We start from the raw sequence: 23,672 nt of genomic DNA on the forward strand, positions 1-23,672 counted from the left end.
GAGGCCTGCCATGGAAGCGGTGCAGAAGACGCCGGAGCGCGAGGCGTTCTACAAGAAGATCGACGGCGAAAATCTTTCCGCGCTCTGGAACGTGATGAACGATCTGATCACGCCGGAGCCGAGGAGCGCCTGCCGGCCGCACCTGTGGAAGTTCGACCAGATCCGCGACTACATGAATGAGGCAGGCAAGCTGATCACGGCCAAGGAAGCCGAGCGTCGAGTGCTCGTGCTGGAAAACCCCGGCCTGCGCGGGCAATCGAAGATCACGACGTCGCTGTTTGCCGGCGTGCAGATGGTGGTGCCCGGCGATATCGCCCCGGCCCACCGCCACAGCCAATCGGCGCTGCGCTTCGTGCTCGAGGGCAAGGGCGCTTATACGTCCGTCGACGGTGAGCGCACCGCGATGTCGCCGGGCGATTTCGTGATCACGCCGTCGATGACCTGGCACGACCATTCCAACGAAACCAGCGAGCCGATGTTCTGGCTCGACGGGCTCGACATCCCAATGGTGCAGTTCTTCGACGCTTCCTTCGCCGAGGGCGCGAAGGAAGATCAGCAGCAGATCACAAAACCCGCCGGCGACAGCTTTGCGCGCTATGGTCACAACCTGCTGCCGGTCGACCAGAAGCGCGCGTCGAAGACGTCGCCGATCTTCAACTATCCCTACAGCTACACCCGCGAAGCGCTGGAGCAGGCCAAGGCGCGCGACGAATGGGACGCCTGTCACGGCCTGAAGCTGAAATTCTCCAATCCCGAGACCGGCGACTATGCGATGCCGACCATCGGCACTTTCATCCAGCTCCTGCCGAAGGGCTTCACGACCGCGCGCTATCGCTCAACGGATGCGACCGTATTCGCCGCGATCGAGGGCAAGGGCCGCACCAGGATCGGCGAGCAGACCTTCGAATGGGGCCCGCGCGACCTGTTCGTGGTGCCGAGCTGGCACTGGGTCACGCATGAGGCCGACGTCGATTCGGTGCTGTTCAGCTTCTCCGACCGCCCGGTGCAGCAGAAGCTCGACCTGTTCCGTGAAGACCGCGGCAATGCATAGCCGCTCTCTCCGTCATGGCCGGGCTTGACCCGGCCAGCCACGCCTTTGGCGCAACAGGAGAGCAAGAGCGTGGATGCCCGGGACAAGCCCAGGCATGACGGCTGTGGTGGAGCGGAACCACCTCTCATCGCCAGTGGAGCAACCTCGCCTCAAGCAAATTGATCAGCTTCCCCACTGCGAGCCCGAACAGCGACAGGATCACGACGCCGGCGAGCAGTTGATCGGTCTGCATCAGATTGCCGGCCTGCAGCACGAAAGCGCCGATGCCATACTGAGCGCCGATCATCTCAGCGCTCACCACCAATAGCAACGCGACCGACGCGGTGATGCGAAAACCCGCCAGGATCGAGGGCAGCGCGCCCGGCCAGATCACGCGCCGCACGATGGCATGAAACGGCACGTTGAAGCTTTGCGCCATGCGGATCAGATTGCGCGGCACCGCATCGACGCCGCTATAGACCGAGATCGCGGTGGAGAAGAACACCCCGAGCGCAATGGTCGCGATCTTGGGCTCCTCGCCGATCCCGAGCCAGAGGATCAACAATGGAAGCAGCGCGATCTTCGGAATCGGAAACAGCGCCGAGATGAAGGTGATGCCGACGCCGCGCGCCAGCGTCGACAGGCCGATCGCAAAACCGACGATGACGCCGGCCACCGTGCCGAGCAGCCAGCCGGTTCCGATCCGCATCACCGACCAGCCGAGATGTTGCCAGAGCGAGCCTGACATCGCGAGCTTGTAGGTCGCGACCGCGATCGCCGATGGCGGGGGCAGGAACAGCGGATTGACCCATCCGGCACTGCCCGCCAGTTGCCACAGTGCGATGACGAGCGCGAGCGCGATCCAGCCCGACGCGCGCCCCGTGCTCGGCGTGAAGCCGGCGCCGCGAAATTCGACCGGCCGCGATTTGGTGTCGATGTCGGACGGCGTTTCTGATGGCGCGCGCTCAAGCATGCTGCACCTCGCGCTCGGCATCGATCGCTTCCTCGCGGATCAGCGACCATAGCTCGTCCTGCAGCGCCAGCAGTTTTTCGCGCACGTTCCTGTCGCCGCGCTCGCTGCGCGTCATCGCAATGGGCACGACTTTGCGGATGCGTCCGGGCCGGCGCGACAGCACCACGATGCGGTCTGCAAGCCGCACCGCTTCCTCCAGATTATGCGTGACATAGACTGCGCCCATCGCGCCGTCGGCAAGCAGGCGGACGAAATCCTCCATCAGCAGTTCGCGCGTCTGCGAATCCAGAGCCGACAGCGGCTCGTCCATCAAAAGGATTGCCGGCTTTACGGCCAGCGCCCGCGCAATGCCGACGCGCTGGCGCATACCGCCGGAAAGCTGTTTTGGGTAGGTCCCACGAAAATCGAAAAGCCCGGTGCGGCGGAGCGCATCATCGACGATGCCGCGGCGCTCCGCAGCACTGAGTGCCGTATGCTCGAGCGGGAACGCGACGTTCTCCTCCACCGTGCACCAGGGCAGCAGCGCAAAATCCTGGAACACGAAGGTCAGCGGATTAAGGCTGTCCTTTGGCGGCGCGCCGCGCAGCTCGGCCGCGCCGCCGCTCGGCCGCAACAGGCCGCCGAGGACCGAGAGCAGCGTGCTCTTGCCGCAGCCGGAGGGGCCGACAATCGCAACCACCTCGCCCGCCCGCACCGTGAACGAGACGTCGTCGAGCACGTCGAGCGCGTCGAAGCGGTGGCTGATATGGTCGGCGATCAGGTCCATCGGCTCTTGCTTGGTTCCGCACTTCGTTCTCGCTCGTCATGCCCGGGCCTGTCCCGGGCATCCACGTCTTTCTTTTCCCCGGCCACAAAGTGCGTGGATGGCCAGGGCAAGCCCGGCCATGTCGGCGACTACGGTATCAATCCGGCTTCACATATTCCTTCGCGATGATGCTGTCCGCATCAAAACCCTTGTCGACAAAGCCCTGCTCCTGCAGCCAGGAAATCTGGTTGGCGACGTTCTTGACGTCGAGCTTGCCGTCGGGATCGATATAGGCGCAATTGCCGACCACCTGCTCAACTGGAAGATTTGTGTATTTGGCGATGATGTCGAGCAGCGGTTTTGTCTTTTCGTTGATCGGTGCTGTGCCGTTCTTCATCGCGGCCAGGATCACGTCGTGATATTCGCGGTCGGCCTTCACCAAAGCTGCAAGCAGTTTCGTCACCAGCGCCTTGTTTGAAAGCGTCTTTGGCGAAGCGAACACAGCGCCAAGCTGCCACGGCGTCTCGTCGCCGACCCAGCCGAGGAGTTTGGCGCCGTTCGTCTCCATCAGCGGGCGCGCGGTCGAGACCGGCAGCAGCGCCGCATCGACGGTTTCGCCCTTCAGCGCGGCGGCCGCGTTCGAGAGCGATTGCAGCGGCACCACCTTCACGTCCGAAAGCTTGAAGCCATATTTGTCGGCGAGCAGGCCGAGCGAATAATGAAAGCTGGAGCCGACCTGCGTCACCGCCACGCGCTTGCCCGCAAGATCCTTCGGCGTCTTCAGCCCGGCCGCATAGGCGTTGTTTGAGGCGAAATAGCCGATCAAGGGGTACCGGGCCTTCTCGCGGCTCATGCCGCCGATCACCTTCAGCGTGCCCTTGCCGGCGAGATTGTAGAGCCCGGCGGTGAAGGCGGTGACGCCGAAATCGACATCGCCCGAAGTGGTGGCGACCGCGATCGGCTGCGCCGCGTCAAAGAATTTCAGTTCAACATCGAGCCCGGCCTCGCGGAAATAGCCCTTGTCCTGCGCGATGAACACCGGCGCCGAGGACGACAGCCGGAGCACGCCGATTTTGGCTTTCAACAATTCATCGGCCCGGGCGACACCGCTTGCCGTCAGCGCCAGCAGGCCCGCAAGCGCGAGCCGCACAAAACCCTTCATCCGCTTCCTCCTCACAATCCGTCAGGAACTTTCTGCTCGCGCCCGATGAAGGCGCCCTGCTGTTTCAGTTCCTGTTGCAGTCTGTCTACAGCGATGTCGCGCGGCCTGGTATTGCCGGACAGCGCGAGCGCGGCGGCCGAGCCTGCCGCTTCCCCCATCGCAAAGCAGGCGCCGGAGACGCGCGCCGCCGACTGCCCCTCATGGGTCATCGAGGCGCAGCGCCCGGCAATGAGGAGATTGTCGACGCGCTCGGGCACCAGCATGCGATAGGGCAGCTCGTTGAAGCCGCGCGATTGCGGGATCGGCGGGAACTTGAAGATGACATCGCCGGCGACATGCGCCTCGATCGGCCAGCCATTGACGCCGATGGAATCCTCGAACGACGCGCAGCCGAGCACATCCTCGCCGCTGAGCTTGTAACCACCGACCACGCGCCGCGTTTCGCGGATGCCGAGCTGCGGCGGCAGATCGACGATGTAGGAATTCTCGAAGCCCGGCACCGTGCGCAGGAATTCGAACGCCTGGATCGCCTGGCGGCGGCCGTCGATCTCGCCGCGGGTCAGGTCATCAGGCTCGAGGCCATTGACGGCCGAGCCGTCCTCGCGCGCAAGCTGGGTGAAGTTCACCCGCCATTCGATCTGAGAGCGCTGTGGCCGCACGATGGCGGCCTTGCGCGGAAACTGGTGGGTACCGGCGGCTTCCGCCTTTTCCATCAGCGCCGGGATCGTGCGCCAGGCGTCACCGGCCTTTTCGGGGTCGATGCCGTTGAGACGGAACATCATCGAGGGATAGAGCATGCTGCCCTTGCTATCGCCGACCTCGAACGGCGCGCCGGCCCAGGCGGCGAGATCGCCGTCACCTGAGCAATCGATGAAGATGCTGGCCAGCACCGCGCGGCGGCCAGCCTTAGTCTCTACCATCAGCGCGCCGATGCGCTTCTCGCCATCCATCACGACGCCGGCGCCGAGCGCATGGAAGAGGATATCGACCTTGTGGCTCATCAGGAGATCATCGGCCGCGATCTTGTAGGCCGCGGTGTCATAGGCCTGCGCCAGGATCTTGCCGAGGATCAGATGCGGCTTGTTCAGCCCGCCGAGACGGTCGATTCGATCCAGCAGGTCGGAGGCGATGCCCTGCACCACCCGATGCGCTTCGCCGTGGACATTGGCGTGCAATCCGCAAAAGTTGGTCACGCCCGCGGCGGTGCCCATGCCGCCGAGAAAGCCGTAGCGCTCGATCAGGAGCGTGCGCCGCCCCGCACGCGCTGCGGCAACCGCTGCCGCGATCCCGGCAGGCCCACCGCCGAGCACCGCGACTTCATATTCGCCATAGATCGGCACGCGCCGTGCGGGTTCGTCGATCGTCTTTGGCACGCTCGCTTCCCGAAAGTGACCCGCCATCATGACGGGCTGGAGGATTTTGTTATCGCAACAACGGGCTAGCAAAGAAAGCTCGGTCAGGAAATGGCTCGCGCGCAAAGTTGATGTTGCTCGCGTTTCACGGAACTGAGACAAGGGGCCGGTAAAGGACGGGCGACATGAAACTCCTCAGCCTCATAACCCTCGGCCTTCTGGTCGGCTTCGCCCCTCCCTCGGCAGCGGTCGAGCAATGCCGGTTCATCCAGGCGAAAGCCGAGCGGGAAGCCTGCTACGAGCGGCAGGCCGTGGCGCTGGAGGCCAAGCGCAAGCCGGAGCCGGTCTACGACAGCAAGCCGATGGAATCGCTGCAGCAGATGCGGCGGGATGACGAGGAAGTCTACAAGAGCTTGCGCAGCATCTGCCGCGGCTGCTGAGCGGCGTCGACGGTACTTCCCCCTCTCCCCATTCTTACGGGGGGAGGGTTGGGGCGGCCTCCGCAAACACCGTGACAGATGGAATCGCGGGGGCCTCCCGGTTGGAGAACAAATATCGCTAGGCGGAAAATGCCGGAACCAGGTCTGCCCTCGCGCAAATGAGCCTTGTGCTTTGGCGGGGAGGGAGGCAGAACAATCTGATGCACCAAGGCAAATCCGGAGCTCACATCGGTGGCTGACAATCGGCCTGCGGCCTCGATCGAGGCCGTCGAAAGCGGCCTCGCCGCGCAAGGCTATATCGCGAGCCGGCAGATCGCGACTGCGGTTTATCTTTCGCGAGAGATCGAGAAACCGATCCTGGTCGAAGGCCCCGCGGGCGTCGGCAAGACCGAGCTGGCGAAGGCGATCGCCGCCTGGCGCGGCATGAAGATGATCCGCCTGCAATGCTACGAGGGCCTCGATGAGGCCAAGGCGCTGTATGAGTGGAAATACGCCAAACAGCTCCTCTACACCCAGATCTTGAAGGACAAGCTCGGCGAGGTGCTGGGCGGCGCGCAGACGCTGCATCAGGCGCTGGACCAGCTCCACACCTTCGGCGACGTGTTCTTCTCCAAGGAATTCGTCGAGCCGCGGCCGCTGCTGCAGGCGCTGGAGCAGCCGGCGGGCTGCGTGCTCCTGATCGACGAGATCGACAAGTCGGACGCCGAGTTCGAGTCGCTGCTGCTTGAAATCCTCAGCGATTTCCAGGTCACCATTCCCGAGCTCGGCACGGTTTCGGCGATCGCGCCGCCGACCGTGATCCTGACCTCCAACAGCGAACGCGATCTCGGCGACGCCCTAAAGCGGCGCTGCCTGCATCTGCATATCGGTTTCCCCGAACAGAAGCTGGAGGAACGCATCGTCGAGAGCCGCGTGCCCGGCATCTCGCAGGCGCTGCGCCGGCAGATGGTCGGCTTTATTCATGAAATCCGCACCCTCGACCTGAAGAAGCTGCCGTCGGTCAGCGAGACCATCGACTGGGCGCGCGTGCTGGTGCTGCTGCAGGCGACCGAGCTCGACCACGAGATCGTCAAGGACACGCTGAACGTCCTGCTCAAATACGAGGCCGACATCGAGGCCGCGCAGCCGCAACTCACCACCTTCATCGCCAAGGCGTCGCGGCAGGGCGTGTTCGGGTAGACGCCATGCGCGAGAACCTGCATCGGTTCCTTCGTGCCGCGCGCGGAGCCGGGGTCCGGGTCTCGCCTGCCGAAAGCATCGATGCGATGCGCGCGGTCTCAAAGGTCGGCTTTGAGGATCGCGGCGTCCTGCGCGACACTTTCCTGCTGACGCTTGCGAAGTCGCAGGACGAGAAGCGCGCGCTCGGCGAATGCTTTGATCTGTTCTTCAGCCAGCCCGAGCCGGCGCAGGACACGAAGCCGGACGAGAGCAAGTCGGACGATACGGATTCCAGCGCGGGCTCCGACTCTTCGAACGACGCAAGCAGCGGCGATCAGGCCCAGAATCTTGGCCCCCTCGCGCAGATGCTGCTGTCGCAGGACCGTAATGCGATAGCGGCGGCGATCGCCAACGCCTCCGGCGCGGCCTCGCTCTCAAACATCAGATACTTCACCCAGCGCGGCATCTTCTCGGGCCGCATCCTGGACGCCATGGGCATCCAGCGCCTGCGCGACGATCTCGACAACCTGACCGCGACCAATCCGGCATTGGCCGAGCGGCTGCAGGCGGCAGTCGACGGATTGCGCGGCACCGTTCGTGACACGGTCTCGCAGGCGCTTCTGCTCTACGGCCGCGAGGAGACAGAGAACCTGCGCAACGAGATCCTGCGCAATGCGCCGCTCGCCCGGATCGAGCCGCGCCAGGTCGAGCAGATGCGCGCGCTGATCCGCCAGATCGCCCGCCGCCTGCGCGAACGCTACTCCAAGCCGCGCAAGCGCCAGCGCCGTGGCCATCTCGACGTGCGCCGCACGCTGCGGCGAAACGCGGCCTGGGGCGGCGTGCCCTTCCTGACCGCCTGGAAGCGCAAGCACCGCGACCGGCCGAAGATCGTCGCGCTCTGCGACGTCTCCGGCTCGGTCGCGCGCGTGTCCGATTTCTTCCTGCTGTTGATCCACTCGCTGCACGAAGTGGTCGACGATGTCCGCTCCTTTGCCTTCTCCGGCCATCTGATCGAGGTGAGCGACATATTGGAGGACAAATCGCCTGAGGCGGCGATGGCCGAGATCATGTCGAAGGTCGGCTTCGGCTCTTCCGACTATGGCAATTCGCTGGCCGATTTCGAGAAGGGCTGGATGGACACGATCACGCCGCAGACCACCGTGATTGTGCTCGGCGATGCCCGCAGCAACAACCTCGACCCGCGCGCCGACATCTTGCGTCGCATCGCCGAGCGATCGAAACGCCTGGTCTGGCTCAACCCCGAGGGACGCATGACCTGGGGCTTCGGCGATTCCGAGATGCCGCGTTACGCCACCTTCTGCAGCGTGGTGCGCCAATGTGCCACCGCCCAGCAGCTCGAACGCGCGGTGTCCGATATCGTGGCGACGTATCAGTAGATCGCGCCTTGTAGCCCGGATGGAGCGAAGCGCAATCCGGGGTTCTTTGGCGGCCGGCACGAGCGGTCCCGGATTACGCTACGCTCCATCCGGGCTACGGGTCGGCGTCAAGAATTGCGCGGCGCCGGCGCAGCAAGCTCCCGCCTCTCCCCTTGTGGGAGAGGCTGCATTTCGCGCGCAAGCGGGAAATGCGGGTGAGGGGTCTGCCTCCGCGAGCTCAGTGCGCGGAGAGAGACCCCTCACCCGCATCGCATTCCGCTTCGCTGCATGCGAAGCGGCCTCTCCCACAAGGGGAGAAAACGGACTCCATAGCGGTCCACCAGGCTCCATGCACCTCTTCTAAATTATTGCAATTGCTAGCGTTACGTCTACTGGACTACAATCGGCTCCATGCCCATTTACCCCCATATTGAGGACACTTTGGGGGACACTCGAGGGAAGTCATGGCTCGCCGAACGCGTTCTGCCTTTCTCGAAAATCGCACCCAGCGTTTGAAGCTGGTGCCGCGCAAGAAGCCCTATGCCGCGCTAATCGCGCCCGGCATCCATCTCTGCTTTCGTCGTAACGCAGGCCCTGGCACCTGGTCTGTGAAGTGCAATGGCTGGCTGAAGCGCTTTGCTCTCGCCGACGACCACGAGGATGCCAACAACGACACAGTCATGTCGTACTGGCAGGCACTCGAGCGGGCCAAGAAGTTGGCGCGTGCCGGCGAAGGCGACAGCGAGCAACCGATCAGTGTCAGTGATGCCGTCGACGCATATGAAACCGATCTCGCGACGCGCGGCGGCAGCCAATACAACGCGACCGCCGTTCGCCGTCACCTGCCCGCTGCGTTGGGCAGCAAGGCCGTCGCGCTGTTGACCGAACGCGAACTGAGGGATTGGCGAGCCGGTCTGATCAAGAAGGGTCTGAAGTTCTCCAGCGCCGATCGTATTGCTCGCTCGTTCAAGGCGGCCCTGGCCCTCGCTGCCCGCAATGACCAGCGTATTGTGAACGCAGCCGCATGGAAGAACGGCCTCAGGAAGCTGCCCGATAGCGAGGTCGCGCGCAATGTCATCCTGCCGGATCACACGGTGGCTGCTCTGGTCAGTGGGTCATACGACGAAGACCATGACTACGGTGTCCTCATCGACGTTTTGGCCGAGACCGGCGCGCGTGAAAGTCAGGTGCTTCGGCTGAGGGTTGAGGATCTACAGGACCAAAACGCGATCGCTCCTCGGCTGATGATGCCGAGCAGCCGGAAGGGTAAGAACCGGAAGGTTGAATATCGTCCGTTGCCGATCTCGCGCCGCTTGGCGAAGCTGCTACGCCAGCGTGCGCAAGCTCGGTCCGCGCATGATCGATTGATCGATCGAATTCCGAAAGTGTCGGGTCGATTTCGTCCAGTTACGAAGCGTCTTGGTCTTGGCGCGGACGTTACGCCATATGCGCTCCGCCATAGCTCCATTGTTCGGCAGTTAGTGAAAGGTGTGCCGGTGCGCATTGTCGCCGCCCATCACGACACGAGCGTTGGCATGATTGAAAAGAATTATAGCCGTCATATCATCGGCGATCCAAGCGAGGTGCTCACGCGCGCGACGCTGCTTGAATTCGGCGCACTACCAAGCGAGGCGACGAACGTGATTTCCGTGGCACGATAGACAATCAATCAGCGCATCACCCCAGGGAAGGAAATCAGCCGAACGGTTGATCGTCGATTGCAGTTGACACGGCAGGTGCGTGCTCCCGCCCCGATCGCGCATCGCAGCAGAGGATCATCTGAGTTATGCCTGATGTCGTCGACATCAAAAAATTAACGGGCCAGAAATCAATGAGTTGCGTCGAAAATGCGTAATCATTCGCGAGCGCAGTTTTTTATGCAAATGTCGGTTGCTCGACGTCTTCGTTTCGATGAGCTAAGCATACGATCAGGTTGATCGAGCGGTTTCTCGCACCATCCCGCGCCGATAGGTACCAGCCCCGATAGCGACGAGCGTCCATTCCTCGGACCAGTGTCTACAACGGCCAGCGTCTAAAGGGCCCGCGTAAAGCGAGCATCAACCTCGCTCCCCTGCTTCGGAGCAGAATGGCAAGGCAAGGCGAGACGTGGTTCGCCACGAAGAGCCAATCAGGTTTTGGGACCGCCGGTTGTACCGGCGGTCCTTTTCGTTCCGACCTCAGGATCTTTGAGTGGCCGAGATGGTAGCGATGGTGCAGCACTCTCAACGAACGTAGCCAAACCCGAGGATTTGGAACAATGGCCAAGGATCAAACGACGACCATTGGCAGTTGGCGTGTGAATACGTCGCCAGTTGAGGACGTTGCTAAAACTGCGTTGCATCTAACGCGTATATCACAGGTCCAGGTGCTTGAAGCCTTTAGGAGGTCCGCGGAAGCCATGCCGCGGGGCGTAACTGGCCTGCGCAGGAATGCAACCGACCTTCTCACTACGACCAGCCTCGGCCGGCGAACCCAAGAAGGTTGGCAGGTCAGGCGCATCATTGACCTGCTGCCGGAAGCATTTCCGCCGGATGGGCGTGTGCCGAGCAACTTCTCCCTCAAAGTAGTACAGGCCCGTCTGAAGCCTGCATTTGAGAAAAGGGGCTTGAAGGAGCCGTCGACGGACAGCATTTCGCGCGCGCTCGGCCGTCGGGATCGCCGCGGCTGACACACGCAAATACGCATGCGTGTTTGCGTGCTGGCCTAGAGGTGCACGGCGCTCCATCGTCCTCCTTATCGCTTCTCAAGCAACGGAGGACATTATGGCAGTCATCGCCATTGACCGGGCTGGACGGGTGCCGCGCGGGGCTTATACGATCCCGGAATTCTGCGAGGCCCATCGCATCTCTCAGTCCATGTATTTCAAGCTCCGCAGCGCCGGTCTCGGCCCGCGCGAGATGCGCGCATTGCGCAAGGTCACCATCAGCATCGAAGCCGCGGAGGAGTGGCGTCGGGCGCGCGAGACTGCGGCGCAGGCGGGTAGCTGAGCTCGCGTCATGTCTGATGGCTTTGAAATTCTGCGAGGCAGCGAACATCTGAGCCGCGCCCAGCGGCGCCAGATGAAGAAGCTCGGGGCCCGCGTCGAGAAGATTGTAGACGCTGACCGCAGGTTCTTCCAACGCTTTCCGCATCGTCACTATCGCGTCCGTCTCGCCGGCCGCGCCGAAATCGAACACGACGCACTGCTGGCGGGCAACGGCCGCCAGCTTTTGCCGCCCGACCTCCAGCACTACGCCATCATCAAGAATGTCGCGCCCGGCGCGCGGCTGCGAATCATCGTGATCGGCGATGAGGGTTGGGACACCGACCTCCCTGAACAGGAGGCGCGCAAGCTCTATGAAGCCGCGTGTACGTCGCAACGCGACCCTGCGAAGGGGCGGTTGTGAACATGCACTCACCGGCCAAGTTCAGGACTGCGTGGCGGGACGTTCTGCAGAGTGTGCGGCCCTTGAGCCCGCGCGCCATCGCTGCTCTCGAATATGCCGCGCGGGGCTGGGAAGTCTTCCCCGCGCCGCCCGGAAAGAAGCAGTCGCACAAGTCGGAGGCTTACAGTGGAGCCAAGTGGGGCAAGACGACCGATCCCGATGAGATCCGCCGGGATTTCCGCAAGTGGCCCGACGCCAATGTCGCCATCGTCACTGGCGCGACGTCCGGCATCTTTGTCATCGAAGCTGACACTGTTGAAGGCCACGGCGTCGATGGCCTCGCGTCGATCAAGGAACTGGAAGCCAAGCACGGCGCATTTCCTGAAACCTTGATGGCGATGAGCCCGAGCGGGTCGATCCACCGCTACTACCGCCATCCCGGCCCGGGAACGAAAATCTGGAGCAGGTCCGGCGAGATCGCGCCCGGCGTCGATATCAAGGGCGATGGCGGCATGGTGATTGCCCCGCCGAGCGTCAAGCCCGGTGCGGGTCAATATCGGTGGTTGAACGATCTGCCGGTTGCTGAAGCGCCGGTTTGGTTGATTGAGGCTGCCAGCAAGCAGAAGGAAGCGAAGAGGTCGTCATCACGCGCCGGGGCAGGTGAAGGGGCGCCGCCTGACAACAATTTCGAGCGCCGCGATCAGCTCAAGGCGAACGCCGACCTCGACGAGATCGAAGCGGCATTGATGGCGATCCCGAACGATGCCAGCGTGAACTGGGAGGAGTGGAACAGGATCGGCATGGCTGTGTTCGTCGCGACCGGCGGCTCGGCCGCGGGCTTGGCGATGTTCGACAGATGGTCGCAGAAGTATCCCAGCTATAACGCCGATGACACCGACGCAAAATGGAATGCGCTCGAAAATTGCCCTCCCACCGAGATCGGTGTCGGCACCATCTTCTATCTCGCAGATCAGGCATCGCCGACCTGGCGGGCCGACTTCCGGCTGTCGACGACCGCTCCTGAGGCCATTCGGGTGGATCTCCCCGCTGACTTCGACGCGATCGAAGCGGCGATTGAACTGTTCGACGCGGCGCGTCCGTTGCGCGGATCGCTCGCCGAAAAATATTTGACCAGCCTTGGCCTCACGGTGCCGGATACCGCGCGCGAGGTCCTGGGCTTCCACCCCTCTTGCCGGTTTGGCGACTCCACTCTGCCTTGTCTTGTCGCTTATGTGCAGGACTGTCTCACGAACGAACCGACGGCCGCGCATCTCACTGCACTCAGCCCTGACGCCACGCCGATCGACCGCAGGATCGTCGGCTCCATCGATTCCTATAGCTCGATCAAGCTCGGTGGCGAGCCGGATGCGTCAGGCGAACTGACGATCGCTTCGAGTATCGAAGCCGCGTTGTCCGCGATGATGTTCGGCTTTACGCCGGTGTGGTCGGTGCCCTCGGTCGATGGCATCGCCAGCTTCCCGAAGCCAGCTTATCACAACATCAAGCGGCTGACGGTGATCCTCAACGGCGATGACGATGTCGAAGCCGTCGAGAAATGCAAGGCTAGGTGGGGCAGTCTGGTCCGCATTGCGCTGCCGACATCCAAGGCGGCCGATCTGTTCCCGTTCGATGCGGCGCTGCCGGTGGTGCAGCGATGAACGCGGACACGTTTGTCGTCATTGATCAGGAGGAGAGGCCCGGCGGTCCCGTGCCGGTGAACGTGGCGCGCGAGCAGATGCGCGCGGCCATCGATCTGTTCATCGAACAGGCACTGCAGTTTCATGCGACCCCGGCACCGACGCCAGGTGTGATCGACCTCAATTACGAGCCGGCGCCTCATGCTGCGTTCAGGACCACCACCGGTAGCGGGAAGTCCGAACAGATGCGGCAGGGCGCTGCGAGATTTGTGCTGGAGCAGAAGCGCCGCCGCCATCTACGGTATCGCGTCGTATTTGTGGTGCCGACGCACCGGCTCGCCGAAGAGGCCAGCAGCAAGATGCTGGCGGTGTTCGGCGCCCACGGCATTTCGTCGGCGATCTATCAGTCGCGCGAAGCCAAGGATTTGAAAACCGGTGAGCCGCTGTGCCGCAACCTTGAGGCGATCAAGGCGGCGCAGAGCATCGGCGCCGATGTGCAGAGGACCTGCTGCAAGAAGCGTAAGATCAAGTGTCGTTTCTTCGATGATTGCGCGTTTCAACGTCAGCACGAACAGGCCAACAAGGCCGATGTCGTGTTTGCCGCCCATGAGCTGATGTTCGTGACTCTCAACCGGTTCGGCAAGGACTCGTTCGGCCTGGTGATCATCGACGAAGGGTTCTCGTTGAAAGGCATCCTGCAAGACCCGCGGCAAACCCGGATGAAGATCGATGCGCTCGCGGATGATGATCTGACCACCTATCCGGTGCGCAAGCAAGGTCGAGAAATTTCAAACGAAGACACCAAACAACTGGGCCGCATTAGCAAGAAGCTGCAGGCTGCATTGATGCAGATGCCCGACGGTCGGTTGACGCGACAAGCCTTGATCGACGCGGGTGACTTGAACATCAGTTATTCCACCGCGGCCAAGCTCGAATACAAGCGCATGGTCAAGATCGAATTGCGGCCGGACACCAGCGCCGAGGAGAGATGCAGGTTGATCGAGGAGTATAAGTACATGCGACAAATCCGGCGCCGCGCCCGCATGTGGAAAGCGCTGGAAGAATTCCTGAACGGCTATGAGCCGATTGCCGGTCGGCTGATCCTTGAGACGGTGACCGAGAACGGAGTTACCACGCGCTATCTTCGCGTGCTCGGCAAAAAGGAGATTCACAAGACGTTCACGGCGCTGCCGCTGCTGCATGGCGACGCGACAATGGAGATCGAGTTGGTGCGGCATCACTTGCCGTGCATCACGATGCTGCAGGACATCAATGTGCGTGCGCCGCACGAGCGTATCACGCAGATCGTTGGTCTCGCGGTCGGCAAGAAAATTCTCGCGCTGCCGGATGAGGCAAAGCACCCGGATGCCTATGCCAAACAACAGGCTCGCCGTGACCGGTTGCGGCGGTTGGTGATCCACCTCGCGCAAGGCCGTCGCACCCTGGTGGTCTCCCAGAAGCATGTCGAAGCGGTGTTCGAAAACATTCCGAATGTCGATACCGCCCATTATGGCGCCATCGAGGGGCTGGACAAGTACGGCGATGTCGAGGTGCTGATCACCATCGGTCGGCCGATGCCGAGCCCGTCGTCCATCGCGATGTCGGGATCGGCGCTGACCGGCAGACCGGTTACGGCCGGGCAGCGGGAAAAGCAGCAGCGGCCGATCCGGTTCAAGGACGGCAGTGAGCGAACGATGCAGTGCCAGGGGTACGACAACGAAGACGCCAATCTGCTCGCCCGCGCGATTGCCGAAGGCGGCGTCTTGCAGGCGCTCGGCCGGTCGCGGGCGGTGAACCGGACGGCTCAGAATCCGGTCGAGTCCTTTGTGGTGCTCGATGACCTGACGTTGCCGATTCCTGTCGACGCGCTGGCGCATGTCGCCGATGTCGAGCCCAATGAGATCGATGAGATGATGGTGCGCGGGCTGGTCCCGGAATGGCCTGCGGATGCGGCGCGCCTGTATCCCGATCTCTTCAAGACCAGGAAGGCTGCCGAGCACAAGTATCGCCGGGATGGCCGTGTCCCGGCGGCGTTTGCCGCCGCGTCTTATAGCGGTTTGGGGGGCAATTCGGCGGCCAGCTCTTATAGCGGTTTGGGGGCCAATTCGCCTGGACTGCGCCGAGTTGCCCCCCAAAACGCTATAAATAACTCTATTTATAGCGGTTTGGGGGCCAACTCGATCTTGTGCCGCTTCAAGACCGCTGGGCGCGGGGGGCGGGCGCGCGTGCGGCGGGCGCTGCTGTCCGCTGAGGTGTTGTCGGACGCGCGAGGCCGCATCGAGGTCGCGCTGGGGGAGCTTGCCTCCTTCGAGGTCATCACCGGCGAGCAGCAATCAGAACCGAAGCGGCCTGTTTTGGTATGGGGCAAGCCGGGCAGCAATCTCGCGGCTCGCCTGGCAGCGCAAACTGCGTCTCCGTCATCTGGATCTCGTCCGCGAGCAGAGAGCTTGCAGTGGCCTTTCGGTGAGAGGCCAGCTTGGAGGGCTGCCTAGTGCCCATGAAGCCAAGCATCGGAGCGTTTCGGCCGGGACCGATGGTCGGCGGGCGAGCCTTCAACAGAAGGTTCAATGGCCTGCTCCCCGCGGCTCGATCTGCCCGCAAACCATTGAGGAATCCTGGAAGGGACCAGGACAGTCCGCCGAACCCAGCGTGAGAGTTGATGGAGAAGAGAATGCCAAGCACCAACCCGCATGTCTTGATCGAGATGACCGATGAACCCGACTGTCACTTTATTGGATCTTGGCTGATCAAGGTGGCAGAAGCTCAGGCCTTGTGGTCGGAGGCGCTGCGTGATCGCGATTTCCATAACCGGGTGAGCGACGTGTGTGCGTTTTGTGAGCCCAGTTTGGAATGCGCCGCCCTCGAAATCCTTTGTGAATTGAAGCGGCGGAATCACGTGCTGGCAACTGATCTCAAGGGGATCGAGCCGGACACTTTCAGTTTTGAGTTTGGAATGATGGTGCAACTTGGCCTTTTCACGTTCAACGGTCGGAGTTATCAGATCACCGTTCCAGAAGCTGTTGCGTTTGAGAGCGTGCAGCAGGCCGCTTTGAACCTTCTCGCGACGGCAAGAGATGTCGGAGACGGTATGGAGGCAGTGCAGGCTGAGCGCCTGCTGCATACGCTACCTGAAGCGGTGGCCGAAGCATGGCGGTCGAGGCTGATCGCGATGCGCCGTTTCAATGCCGATCCTCCTCGCGGCCGGACAGTGCAGTGACGATCATCTGTGAGGTGGAATGCTCGGGTCCTTGTTGGACCGAGGGTATATGCGGGGGGCGCCCGCGCCCAACATATGTGTAGCGACCAATACAAAATTGGGAGTTAGAAGAGATGGCAACGATAGCCCAGGCGGCCGCACACATTTGCTGCTCTCGCGCACAGTTCGATCAGTACCTTGCCGAGGGCGTGGTTACGCGGCAGCCTAGCGGTCAATATGATCTTGACCAGGTGCGCCGCGAGGTCCTGACCCACCTGCGCTCAGTCGCCGCTGGGCGGGGTGGTGCTGCCGGTAACAGGCTCACCGAGGAGCGTACGCGCCTTGTGGCTGCAAAACGTCGCCGCGAAGAACGGCAGGACGCCATCGAGGCGGGCGAAGTTGCGCAGCTCGCGCTCGTCCGGCGTGATCTTGAACGGATGTTGTTGGGCGTGCGCAATCGACTGCTGAATTTGCCCGGCGAGACCGCCTACGCCCTCGCGATGCGTCCACAAGCGGAATGCTATGAAGTTCTGGACGATGCCGTTCGCGCCGCGCTCGAAGAGATCGCCGACCCGGCCGGCGCCGCCGCACGCGCCGCAGCTGCGGGTGTCGAGAGTAAGAACGATGTAGTGAACAGGAGGGAGAAGGATGACAGCGAAGAAGAAGATGATTCCGCCGACGTGGCCTGAGGGCGAAAACCCCGCTGGCTTTCGAATCGGCCCAGACGGAGAATTGGAGTGGATGACCGAGGAAGAAGCCGACGCTCTGGTCAAGCGCGTCATCGTTGAGGCGATGGTTGAAGCGGGCTGGCGGCGCAAGAGGACGCTGCACTGACCGCCATTCCGGCGATTCCGATGAAGCTCCGGTTCAACGGACCGGCCCGCTGGAGGGCGACGACGCGCGAGGGCGATACTCATAAACCCCGCGCCGCAGATCACGATGCGCATAGGTCCGCTGTGCCCCTGATAGCGGCGCAATCGCGGACCTCGCCAGAGGTCCGGGTTGGGCCAATAACGGACTCATGCGCTGCAGCAATACATCTAATCGTTTGGCGCGGCACGACTCATTCCTTTTGGATTTGAACCGGGGCTCCGTGCCTATCGGGTGTGCCGGGAAGGATCACAAGGTAACGACGCGGGGCCTTGTCCTCGCCACGTACCAACTGGCGGATTGGTCCGACTGCATTAACGACGGCTGCGCCCGCGGGGTTGGTCATGAAGCCTTGCAGTGGCTCGAGATCGCCAGTGCCCGACGGCTCACTCGCAAGCGCAAGCAGATATGGCTTTCCTGGCTCGAGACCGGTGACCGCAGCCTCCAACACCTGCACCAATCCCTGGTCGGATAGCGAAACGCTGGTCGACGCTTTTGCCTCTGTCTTTGCGCCGGGCGGCACCAGCCACAGTTGCGCCGATTGACCAGCAATGCCGAGTGGCTGCAGGTTATTGGTTCCAAGACCTTCGGGGGCGACCATCATCCTGGTCATCGCCGCGTTGAGGTGGCCGCTCATCGCGGGTACGGCATCGGGCACGTAGACGAGGGCTTGCGGAGCTTGGCCGATCGGACTCGTCGCGATGACTTGGTTCGTCAGTGTATCGATTGCGGCTACTTTGTCCTCATTCTCAAGACCGACATAGACTCGCGTGCCGTCCCCGGACGGCCAGATGCCGTGCGGCAACTTACCGACCGGAATGGTCGCGACCTGCTCGAAATTGTCGGTGCGAAACACCTTAATCTCGTTGAGCCCGCCGATCGTGACATAGGCAAACATGCCGTTGGCATTACGCACGATATTGACGTGGTTGGTGATCGGACCGGTGTCGAGGGTTTTCAAGAGCGTGAACGGCGGTTGCGCGTCGAACACTTGGGTTTTGCCTGTGTCCTTCAGGGTGAACCAGACCTGCTTGCTGTCCGGCGTCGCGGCGATGTTGGGGCAGAACGGGCTTGCTTGCGGAACCCTGCCGACAATTCTGCGATCGGCGACAGTGATGACCACGGTCTCCGGTGTAAACGAGGAGCAGACGTAGCCATATTTGCCGTCGGGCGAGAAAATCGTCATACCCGGACCGTTGGGAACGACGATCCGCGCCTTCTCCTCGTAAGTCGTGCCGTCGAGTACGGAGACGTAGTTCTCGCCGCGGACGACAACCCACACTTGTTTGCCATCCATCGTATAGAACGGTTCGTGTGGAGAGCGCCCAACGTAAGTAATATGCTTTACGCTATTGGTCGCGGTATCGATGAAGATCACCGCATTCGAACCAATTGCGACAACCACGATAGTACGATGGTCAGGCGAAAACCCCATGCCATGTACCAACAACTGGCCCTTGTAGAGCGGACTGAGATTGGCAGGCAACGGATCGCCAAGGCGAATAGTGCCAACGAGCCTATTGTCGACGGGATCGGTGACGGAGACAGTGTTCGAGAATTGTTCAGCGGAGTAGACGCGATCTTGATGGCTGATAGGAATGTCGGGATCGGACGCGGCCGCGGGAGCCTGCCCGGCGAAGGCATGGGGGACACCGACAAGAGCTGTCGCAACCAACAGAACGGCCAGTATTGCGTTGTGTCGCATATCACGGCTCCTTTACCAAGGCTGCATTGTCAACTTTCGAGTCTTTCATCGCACTAGGCGGGATCTAATCAGGCGATGGTGCGGAGGGCGGCAAGGCTGGGCCAAGCGACAGCCGCATTGCAGTGATCTCTTGCAGCTGGGTGACGATGATTTCCTGAGCCATACGCCGAAGTGACTCATTACGACCGTAACGCAATTCAGTCTGCGCCATCTCAATGGCACCCCGATGGTGCGGCACCATCATCGCCACAAAGTCGGCGTCGACGTCGCCTGACGGCCTAATACCCATGTTGATCATCATCTTGGTCATCGCGCCGATATTCTCGGCGAGATACGGAGTCTCCGCGGCGGGCGCGGAACTAAAAGCCTTCGTGCAGATCGCCGAGATATAGTCAGCAAGCGATTGCCGGCTGGCTGGGTAGACAGTCAGACATGCTGTCGCAGTAACGACGCCGACGGCTATCGCTGCCACATGCGAGATGATTGATAAGCGAATTGCTGACCACATGAATACCTCGCTTGCGTTGGTGCGAAACCGGCCAACTGGCTTGCGCGTGATGTACCGGAATCAGACACAGGCTCGGCACTTGTCAGCGATGCTGATAGGCAACTCTGGCGGTGCCATACCGATTGTGCTCTCGCCGCTATCCTACGCCCCGCGATATGCGAGCCTAGCGAGCCTTCCAAGATCTAGAGCATGATCCGGAAAAGTGGACACCGCTTTTCCGAAAGAATCATGTTCAATTCGGAATCCAAAGCGAAGTGACGATTTATTTTAATCCCGTCGCGCACTAGGACCAAGCGCCTTCTTGGCCCAATTGCAAACGACCAAAACCGCACCACCCGTCGGACGACCGCCCCGTCGGCGCGAAAGGCTCTCCGTACCTGAGAGGCGCTTTGGATCCCGGCGGCTACATTACCGGCGGACAAGGCACTTCTCCGGCAGTGCAAGACTGTGAAGGGGCGCAAGTCGCCTTTGGGTCATTAGCGTTGTTTTGAAGGTCGGCTTGTCATTTCCGGTCTACCGTCAACTTCAGACATGTCGCTGCGCATGTGCCAACAACTGACCTTCGTTTTGATTTGCTTAGCTTACGCAAGTCCCGCGATGATCTTGTCAACGTCCGCTTCCGGGAACACCTTGACCGAAGTCGTCCGTACGTTCCCGATGGCGGCCAGCGACAAGAGAAACTTGGCCATGGCCTCATCGTCGGTGGCCTCGGTGTGGATGATGAGGTCATATGTTCCCATGGCGAGATAGCCGGCCTTGATGTCAACGCCAAACTTTTTGCCCAACTCCCTGGCGGCCGCTCGACGCTGCGGCATTTCCTTGATGGTCCGAACACCTTGCTCGGTGAAATTGCAGAGAAGCATGTACGTGGACATGGCGATTCTCCTTTGACAAAGAAGCAATGGACTTAACGGGTCCACGTCGTGGATTATGCCACACTGCCTGACCCCGCCCAACCACCAAGATCCCTCAGGGCGGCTCGAAGCGGCTAGGGGTCACGAGCGTCGTCCGCTGCGATAGACGGCGGCCTGACGATTTCCGCTGTGCCCCGTCAGCGACCAGGGCCGTATGGCGGTGCAATATGTCGCGAAGGGCCAATGGGCGACATATCAGCAAGCGAATAGCCTTTCACCTTATTGCTCCCGGACGCCCCCCTTTCTCAGCCCATCGAGTATGTCATCGATCTCCCGACGAAACTGCGGGTTGGTTGACATTGAGTAAGCGAGATCACGGTACCAATGGATCGTAAAGTCTGGTCGGAGCTTGTTCAATTCAGTCAAGCTCCGCTGTGCCTGTTCCAATTGCCCCGTGGCTCCATAAGCCGACGTCAGATCTACATAGGCGTACAAGTTCGAGTTCAGATTGACCGAGCGCCCGCATTCCTCGATGGCTTCTCCATATTGGTGCAGGTGCAAGTGTGCATGGCAGAGCCAAAAGCGCCACTGGAAAGTAAAAGGATCTCTGGGACTGAGACGGAGAGCCAACTGGACCGGCGAGAAGGCCTCGCGCGCGCGCCCGGAGACGACGAGTGCAATTGCTTTAGCAGCGTAGACAGCCGGATTATTTGGATCAATTTCGAGCGCAGCATCGTATTCAGCCAATGCCTCCTCAGGGTGTCCAAATAGAAGAAGGGTTCCCTTGGTCCAATGAGCACTCGCGCTTGCCGAGCTTTTCGACAGAACTCTGTCGATGAGGTCGATTGCTTGCTTTTTGTCTTCAACAACGGACGCAGACCATCGGTTGTTCACACCAACCATTAAACACCGCGCTTTGCCAATCATGGCCTCTACGTTGTCCGGATCGAGGCGTAGCGCACGATCGAACAGGTCGTGTGCCTGAGCATTCTGGATCTTCGACTGCGGCTCGTAGAGCTTTGCCCAGCCGCGCATCGTGAAGTCGACGGCGTCTGGATTCGTCGACCGGTCCACTTCGCTGCGGCGGCTTTCGGCCTGGATCAGTTCAATGTTCAACGAGCGGGCGAGCCGCGCTGTGATCTGGTCCTGCAAGGCGACGAGGTTCGTACGATCGCCGTCGAAACGATCGGACCAGACGTCCCGACCGCTCGCGATATCCGTAAGTGATACGTTGACCCGGACCTGATCCCCACTGCGCCGCACCGCGCCCTGGACTGCCCAGCGGATGCGAAGGTCGTTGCCGAGCGCCCTGAAGTCGATCTGCTTGTTCTTGTATGTAAACGCCGTTCCGCGTCCGATAACGAACGCGCCGGGCATTTGCGCGAGGTCGGTCGTCAGATCGGTCGTAATGCCGTCGGCGAAATAGTCCTGCTCCGGATCGTTGTTGAGGTTTGCGAACGGCAGGATGACGAGTGACAAGCGGGGAGCAATGTCAGGCCGGGCCGTAGCCTCCCTCTGCGTCTGTTGCTTGTCCGGAAATACCTCGGTGCGGAGCGTCTTCCACACAGTCCAGTAGCCGATGAGGCCACCGGCGATCGCGCCGATAGCGGCAATCGAAGCGAGCGCCCCGCCAATCAACTGCAATCGGGCCCGGAGGCGACCCTTAAAGTTGAGAGTCGATGCCGGTTGGTCCGGTGGCGCGTTATCAGATGCCGTTTTGTTCAGCGGGTCATTATCGGACGCCGGTTTGTCCGGTAGGTCGTTGGAGACTTCCGAGTTCGTCACCATAGCCTCCCGCAGGGGCCAAACGCCCGGATAGTCAAGCCTAGCAGATTTTTGCGGCTTCGCGTTGGTCAAGGTTGCTGACTAAGTTCACGCCTCTTACAAATTGTTGCGGTGACGTTGAATAGATTTCCGGTTAGGGTCAGGAGCGGCGGTTAAGCCTAGCGCACGTCACGTCCGGTCTACCCGCGGTTGCGGACATTCGAACCAATTCGAGCGACTTCGGCTCGAGGCCCACAAGCCGACTCATGCAATGCAGCAAACAGCCCCCTCACTCGATCACCTCCTCGATATTAAGATTGCTCACCTCCGCTCCCACCATCGCTGAGCGCTGAGTGCATGGCGTAGACCGCAATTGCCGCTATGAGAGCCGTGACAAAGAGCCCAAAAAACCCAATTCCAATCGCAAGTGCGCGCATCAACGCCTGCCTCGGGACGAGATCGCCGTAACCAATCGTGAGGCCGGTAATGAAAGTGAAATAGATCGCATCCCCGAAAGACCAGCCCTCAACAAAACCAGTCAGCAAGCCCAGGGCAAGCTGAATCGCTAGAATTGCCGACAACACCGGCCACGTCACGTGAACCGCATGGCCGAGCGCCACGAAAAAGCGCCGCTGCAACGTTTTCGGTGCTGGTCGGTTCATGTCGGGGCGACCTCCGTAAACGGCGCGCTGCAGAGGCCCATTCTACTGGTCGCAATTCCTGCTTTGATCGGCTGTCTGTTGCAAGCTGACGTTCTTGCCCTTGACTTGGCAGCGTCTTTTTCTGGTTCAAGATTCTTGCTCTAATTTTTTGCCTCGATCCGCTGCAGAGCTTCAATTTTTGCTCCGCGGCAGGGAAATGCGGCGATGTCTGCGTTGGGTCTTGGCTGTGTGAAAACGTCAAGACGCTTGCGGGGATAGAAGAAGTTGTTCGTCCAAGACTCTCTTAGCGCTTAAACTCGCAAGCGCACTCAATTTTAAGAGCGAACTGAAGAATGTAATTCTCACCGCGTTTCGATCTTTCGCGTTTTTACACAGCCAGGGTCAAAATGCGAAGAGCTCAGAGTGTGCAAATCTGGCCCGCTCCGCCCCAGTAAGCGGACCTCAATGAGGGGTGTCGCCACTTCGCTGATGGGCCAGAAGCTAACGTCTCCGGCACCCAGCTCTTTTGCCTAGTAAGGAGCGCAAGTGGTTTTCGGTTTCGATGACTATCCGCTCGCCGCAAACAGATCCCACTTCCCGGGCAGTCCTTTGAGTTCGTAAGAACCGCGTTCGGCGAATTTCAACCCGGCTCCGGCNACGAGGTCGGTGACNACGCGCGAAACCAAAACTTCATCGGAGACGCATTGCGACATCACGCGCGCGGCCGCGTGNACGGCGATGCCAGCAATGTCATTGCCTCTAATNTCAATCTCCCCGGTGTGCAGGCCGGCGCGAACGGAGAGTCCGATCTGTTTCGCCGCCGAGCCAAAGGCGAGCGCGCAGCGCACCGCTCGTCCAGGACCGTCGAAGGTTGCTAGAACGCCATCGCCAGTGCT

23 protein-coding genes are annotated in these 23,672 nt (G+C 61.3%); 13 read left to right on the forward strand and 10 right to left on the reverse strand.

Features of this window, described 5'->3' with window-relative positions:
* Nucleotides 1-10: 10 nt before the first annotated feature.
* Nucleotides 11-1,051, forward strand: a complete 1,041-nt coding sequence (gene gtdA / locus YY7_RS0139040; RefSeq protein ID WP_028167907.1) for a gentisate 1,2-dioxygenase — start codon at nucleotides 11-13, stop codon at nucleotides 1,049-1,051.
* Between the two features lie 124 nt (nucleotides 1,052-1,175).
* On the opposite strand, the gene YY7_RS0139045 is transcribed toward gtdA, so the two are convergent.
* The 4 genes from YY7_RS0139045 to YY7_RS0139060 form a co-directional block, all read right to left on the reverse strand.
* Nucleotides 1,176-2,003, reverse strand: a complete 828-nt coding sequence (locus YY7_RS0139045) for an ABC transporter permease (RefSeq protein WP_028167908.1) — start codon at nucleotides 2,001-2,003, stop codon at nucleotides 1,176-1,178.
* Nucleotides 1,996-2,769 (reverse strand): ABC transporter ATP-binding protein, encoded by a 774-nt coding sequence (locus YY7_RS0139050; protein WP_028167909.1) that lies wholly within the window; start codon nucleotides 2,767-2,769, stop codon nucleotides 1,996-1,998. The genes YY7_RS0139045 and YY7_RS0139050 overlap by 8 nt, the downstream gene beginning before the upstream one ends.
* 136 nt (nucleotides 2,770-2,905) lie before the next feature.
* Complete coding sequence (locus tag YY7_RS0139055; RefSeq protein ID WP_028167910.1) at nucleotides 2,906-3,910, reverse strand: ABC transporter substrate-binding protein; 1,005 nt, start codon at nucleotides 3,908-3,910, stop codon at nucleotides 2,906-2,908.
* A gap of 11 nt (nucleotides 3,911-3,921) precedes the next feature.
* Entirely contained in the window at nucleotides 3,922-5,310 is a 1,389-nt protein-coding gene (locus YY7_RS0139060) for an FAD-dependent oxidoreductase (RefSeq protein WP_051397155.1), read from the reverse strand.
* A 137-nt stretch (nucleotides 5,311-5,447) separates the two neighbouring features.
* Between YY7_RS0139060 and YY7_RS0139065 the strand changes: the two genes are divergently transcribed.
* The 12 genes from YY7_RS0139065 (at nucleotide 5,448) to YY7_RS61080 (ending at nucleotide 17,268) form a co-directional block, all read left to right on the forward strand.
* Entirely contained in the window at nucleotides 5,448-5,702 is a 255-nt protein-coding gene (locus tag YY7_RS0139065) for a hypothetical protein (protein WP_028167912.1), read from the forward strand.
* Between the two features lie 231 nt (nucleotides 5,703-5,933).
* A complete protein-coding gene (locus tag YY7_RS0139070; RefSeq protein ID WP_028167913.1) occupies nucleotides 5,934-6,881 on the forward strand; it encodes an AAA family ATPase in 948 nt (315 codons plus the stop codon).
* A gap of 5 nt (nucleotides 6,882-6,886) precedes the next feature.
* Nucleotides 6,887-8,257 (forward strand): vWA domain-containing protein, encoded by a 1,371-nt coding sequence (locus YY7_RS0139075; protein WP_028167914.1) that lies wholly within the window; start codon nucleotides 6,887-6,889, stop codon nucleotides 8,255-8,257.
* Nucleotides 8,258-8,700: 443 nt separating this feature from the next.
* Nucleotides 8,701-9,897 (forward strand): tyrosine-type recombinase/integrase, encoded by a 1,197-nt coding sequence (locus YY7_RS0139080; protein ID WP_028167915.1) that lies wholly within the window; start codon nucleotides 8,701-8,703, stop codon nucleotides 9,895-9,897.
* A 596-nt stretch (nucleotides 9,898-10,493) separates the two neighbouring features.
* A complete protein-coding gene (locus YY7_RS0139085; RefSeq protein ID WP_028167916.1) occupies nucleotides 10,494-10,904 on the forward strand; it encodes a hypothetical protein in 411 nt (136 codons plus the stop codon).
* A gap of 94 nt (nucleotides 10,905-10,998) precedes the next feature.
* Complete coding sequence (locus YY7_RS0139090) at nucleotides 10,999-11,223, forward strand: hypothetical protein (protein ID WP_051397153.1); 225 nt, start codon at nucleotides 10,999-11,001, stop codon at nucleotides 11,221-11,223.
* Nucleotides 11,224-11,232: 9 nt separating this feature from the next.
* Nucleotides 11,233-11,622, forward strand: coding sequence for a hypothetical protein (locus tag YY7_RS0139095; RefSeq protein ID WP_028167918.1), 390 nt, complete (start codon nucleotides 11,233-11,235; stop codon nucleotides 11,620-11,622).
* A 2-nt stretch (nucleotides 11,623-11,624) separates the two neighbouring features.
* Complete coding sequence (locus tag YY7_RS57065; RefSeq protein WP_051397154.1) at nucleotides 11,625-13,259, forward strand: bifunctional DNA primase/polymerase; 1,635 nt, start codon at nucleotides 11,625-11,627, stop codon at nucleotides 13,257-13,259.
* Between the two features lie 77 nt (nucleotides 13,260-13,336).
* Entirely contained in the window at nucleotides 13,337-15,730 is a 2,394-nt protein-coding gene (locus YY7_RS0139105) for a DEAD/DEAH box helicase family protein (RefSeq protein WP_283807043.1), read from the forward strand.
* Between the two features lie 179 nt (nucleotides 15,731-15,909).
* Nucleotides 15,910-16,455, forward strand: a complete 546-nt coding sequence (locus YY7_RS0139110; RefSeq protein WP_155255509.1) for a hypothetical protein — start codon at nucleotides 15,910-15,912, stop codon at nucleotides 16,453-16,455.
* Nucleotides 16,456-16,568: 113 nt separating this feature from the next.
* Complete coding sequence (locus tag YY7_RS0139115; RefSeq protein ID WP_028167921.1) at nucleotides 16,569-17,123, forward strand: hypothetical protein; 555 nt, start codon at nucleotides 16,569-16,571, stop codon at nucleotides 17,121-17,123.
* A complete protein-coding gene (locus YY7_RS61080) occupies nucleotides 17,083-17,268 on the forward strand; it encodes a hypothetical protein (protein ID WP_155255510.1) in 186 nt (61 codons plus the stop codon). The genes YY7_RS0139115 and YY7_RS61080 overlap by 41 nt, the downstream gene beginning before the upstream one ends.
* A gap of 229 nt (nucleotides 17,269-17,497) precedes the next feature.
* Here the strand turns inward: YY7_RS61080 and YY7_RS0139125 are convergent, their stop codons facing one another.
* From YY7_RS0139125 to YY7_RS0139150, 6 genes are all read right to left on the reverse strand, one after another.
* Nucleotides 17,498-19,009, reverse strand: coding sequence for a YncE family protein (locus tag YY7_RS0139125; RefSeq protein ID WP_028167922.1), 1,512 nt, complete (start codon nucleotides 19,007-19,009; stop codon nucleotides 17,498-17,500).
* Nucleotides 19,010-19,073: 64 nt separating this feature from the next.
* A complete protein-coding gene (locus YY7_RS59110; RefSeq protein ID WP_080664039.1) occupies nucleotides 19,074-19,517 on the reverse strand; it encodes a DUF305 domain-containing protein in 444 nt (147 codons plus the stop codon).
* Between the two features lie 581 nt (nucleotides 19,518-20,098).
* Complete coding sequence (locus tag YY7_RS0139135; protein WP_027548304.1) at nucleotides 20,099-20,392, reverse strand: GYD domain-containing protein; 294 nt, start codon at nucleotides 20,390-20,392, stop codon at nucleotides 20,099-20,101.
* A 258-nt stretch (nucleotides 20,393-20,650) separates the two neighbouring features.
* Nucleotides 20,651-22,156: a tetratricopeptide repeat protein gene (locus YY7_RS0139140; protein WP_028167923.1), complete on the reverse strand. Its 1,506-nt coding sequence runs from the start codon at nucleotides 22,154-22,156 to the stop codon at nucleotides 20,651-20,653.
* A 290-nt stretch (nucleotides 22,157-22,446) separates the two neighbouring features.
* Nucleotides 22,447-22,797 carry a potassium channel family protein gene (locus YY7_RS0139145; RefSeq protein ID WP_245287569.1) on the reverse strand — a complete coding sequence of 117 codons (351 nt, stop codon included), beginning with the start codon at nucleotides 22,795-22,797 and terminating at the stop codon, nucleotides 22,447-22,449.
* 545 nt (nucleotides 22,798-23,342) lie between these two features.
* The gene (locus tag YY7_RS0139150; RefSeq protein WP_035692104.1) at nucleotides 23,343-23,624 is read right to left on the reverse strand and encodes an adenylate/guanylate cyclase domain-containing protein; all 282 of its coding nucleotides are present in this window, start codon (nucleotides 23,622-23,624) and stop codon (nucleotides 23,343-23,345) included.
* Nucleotides 23,625-23,672: the final 48 nt, after the last annotated feature.

Source organism: Bradyrhizobium elkanii WSM2783 (assembly GCF_000472865.1).
GTDB lineage: Bacteria > Pseudomonadota > Alphaproteobacteria > Rhizobiales > Xanthobacteraceae > Bradyrhizobium > Bradyrhizobium elkanii_A.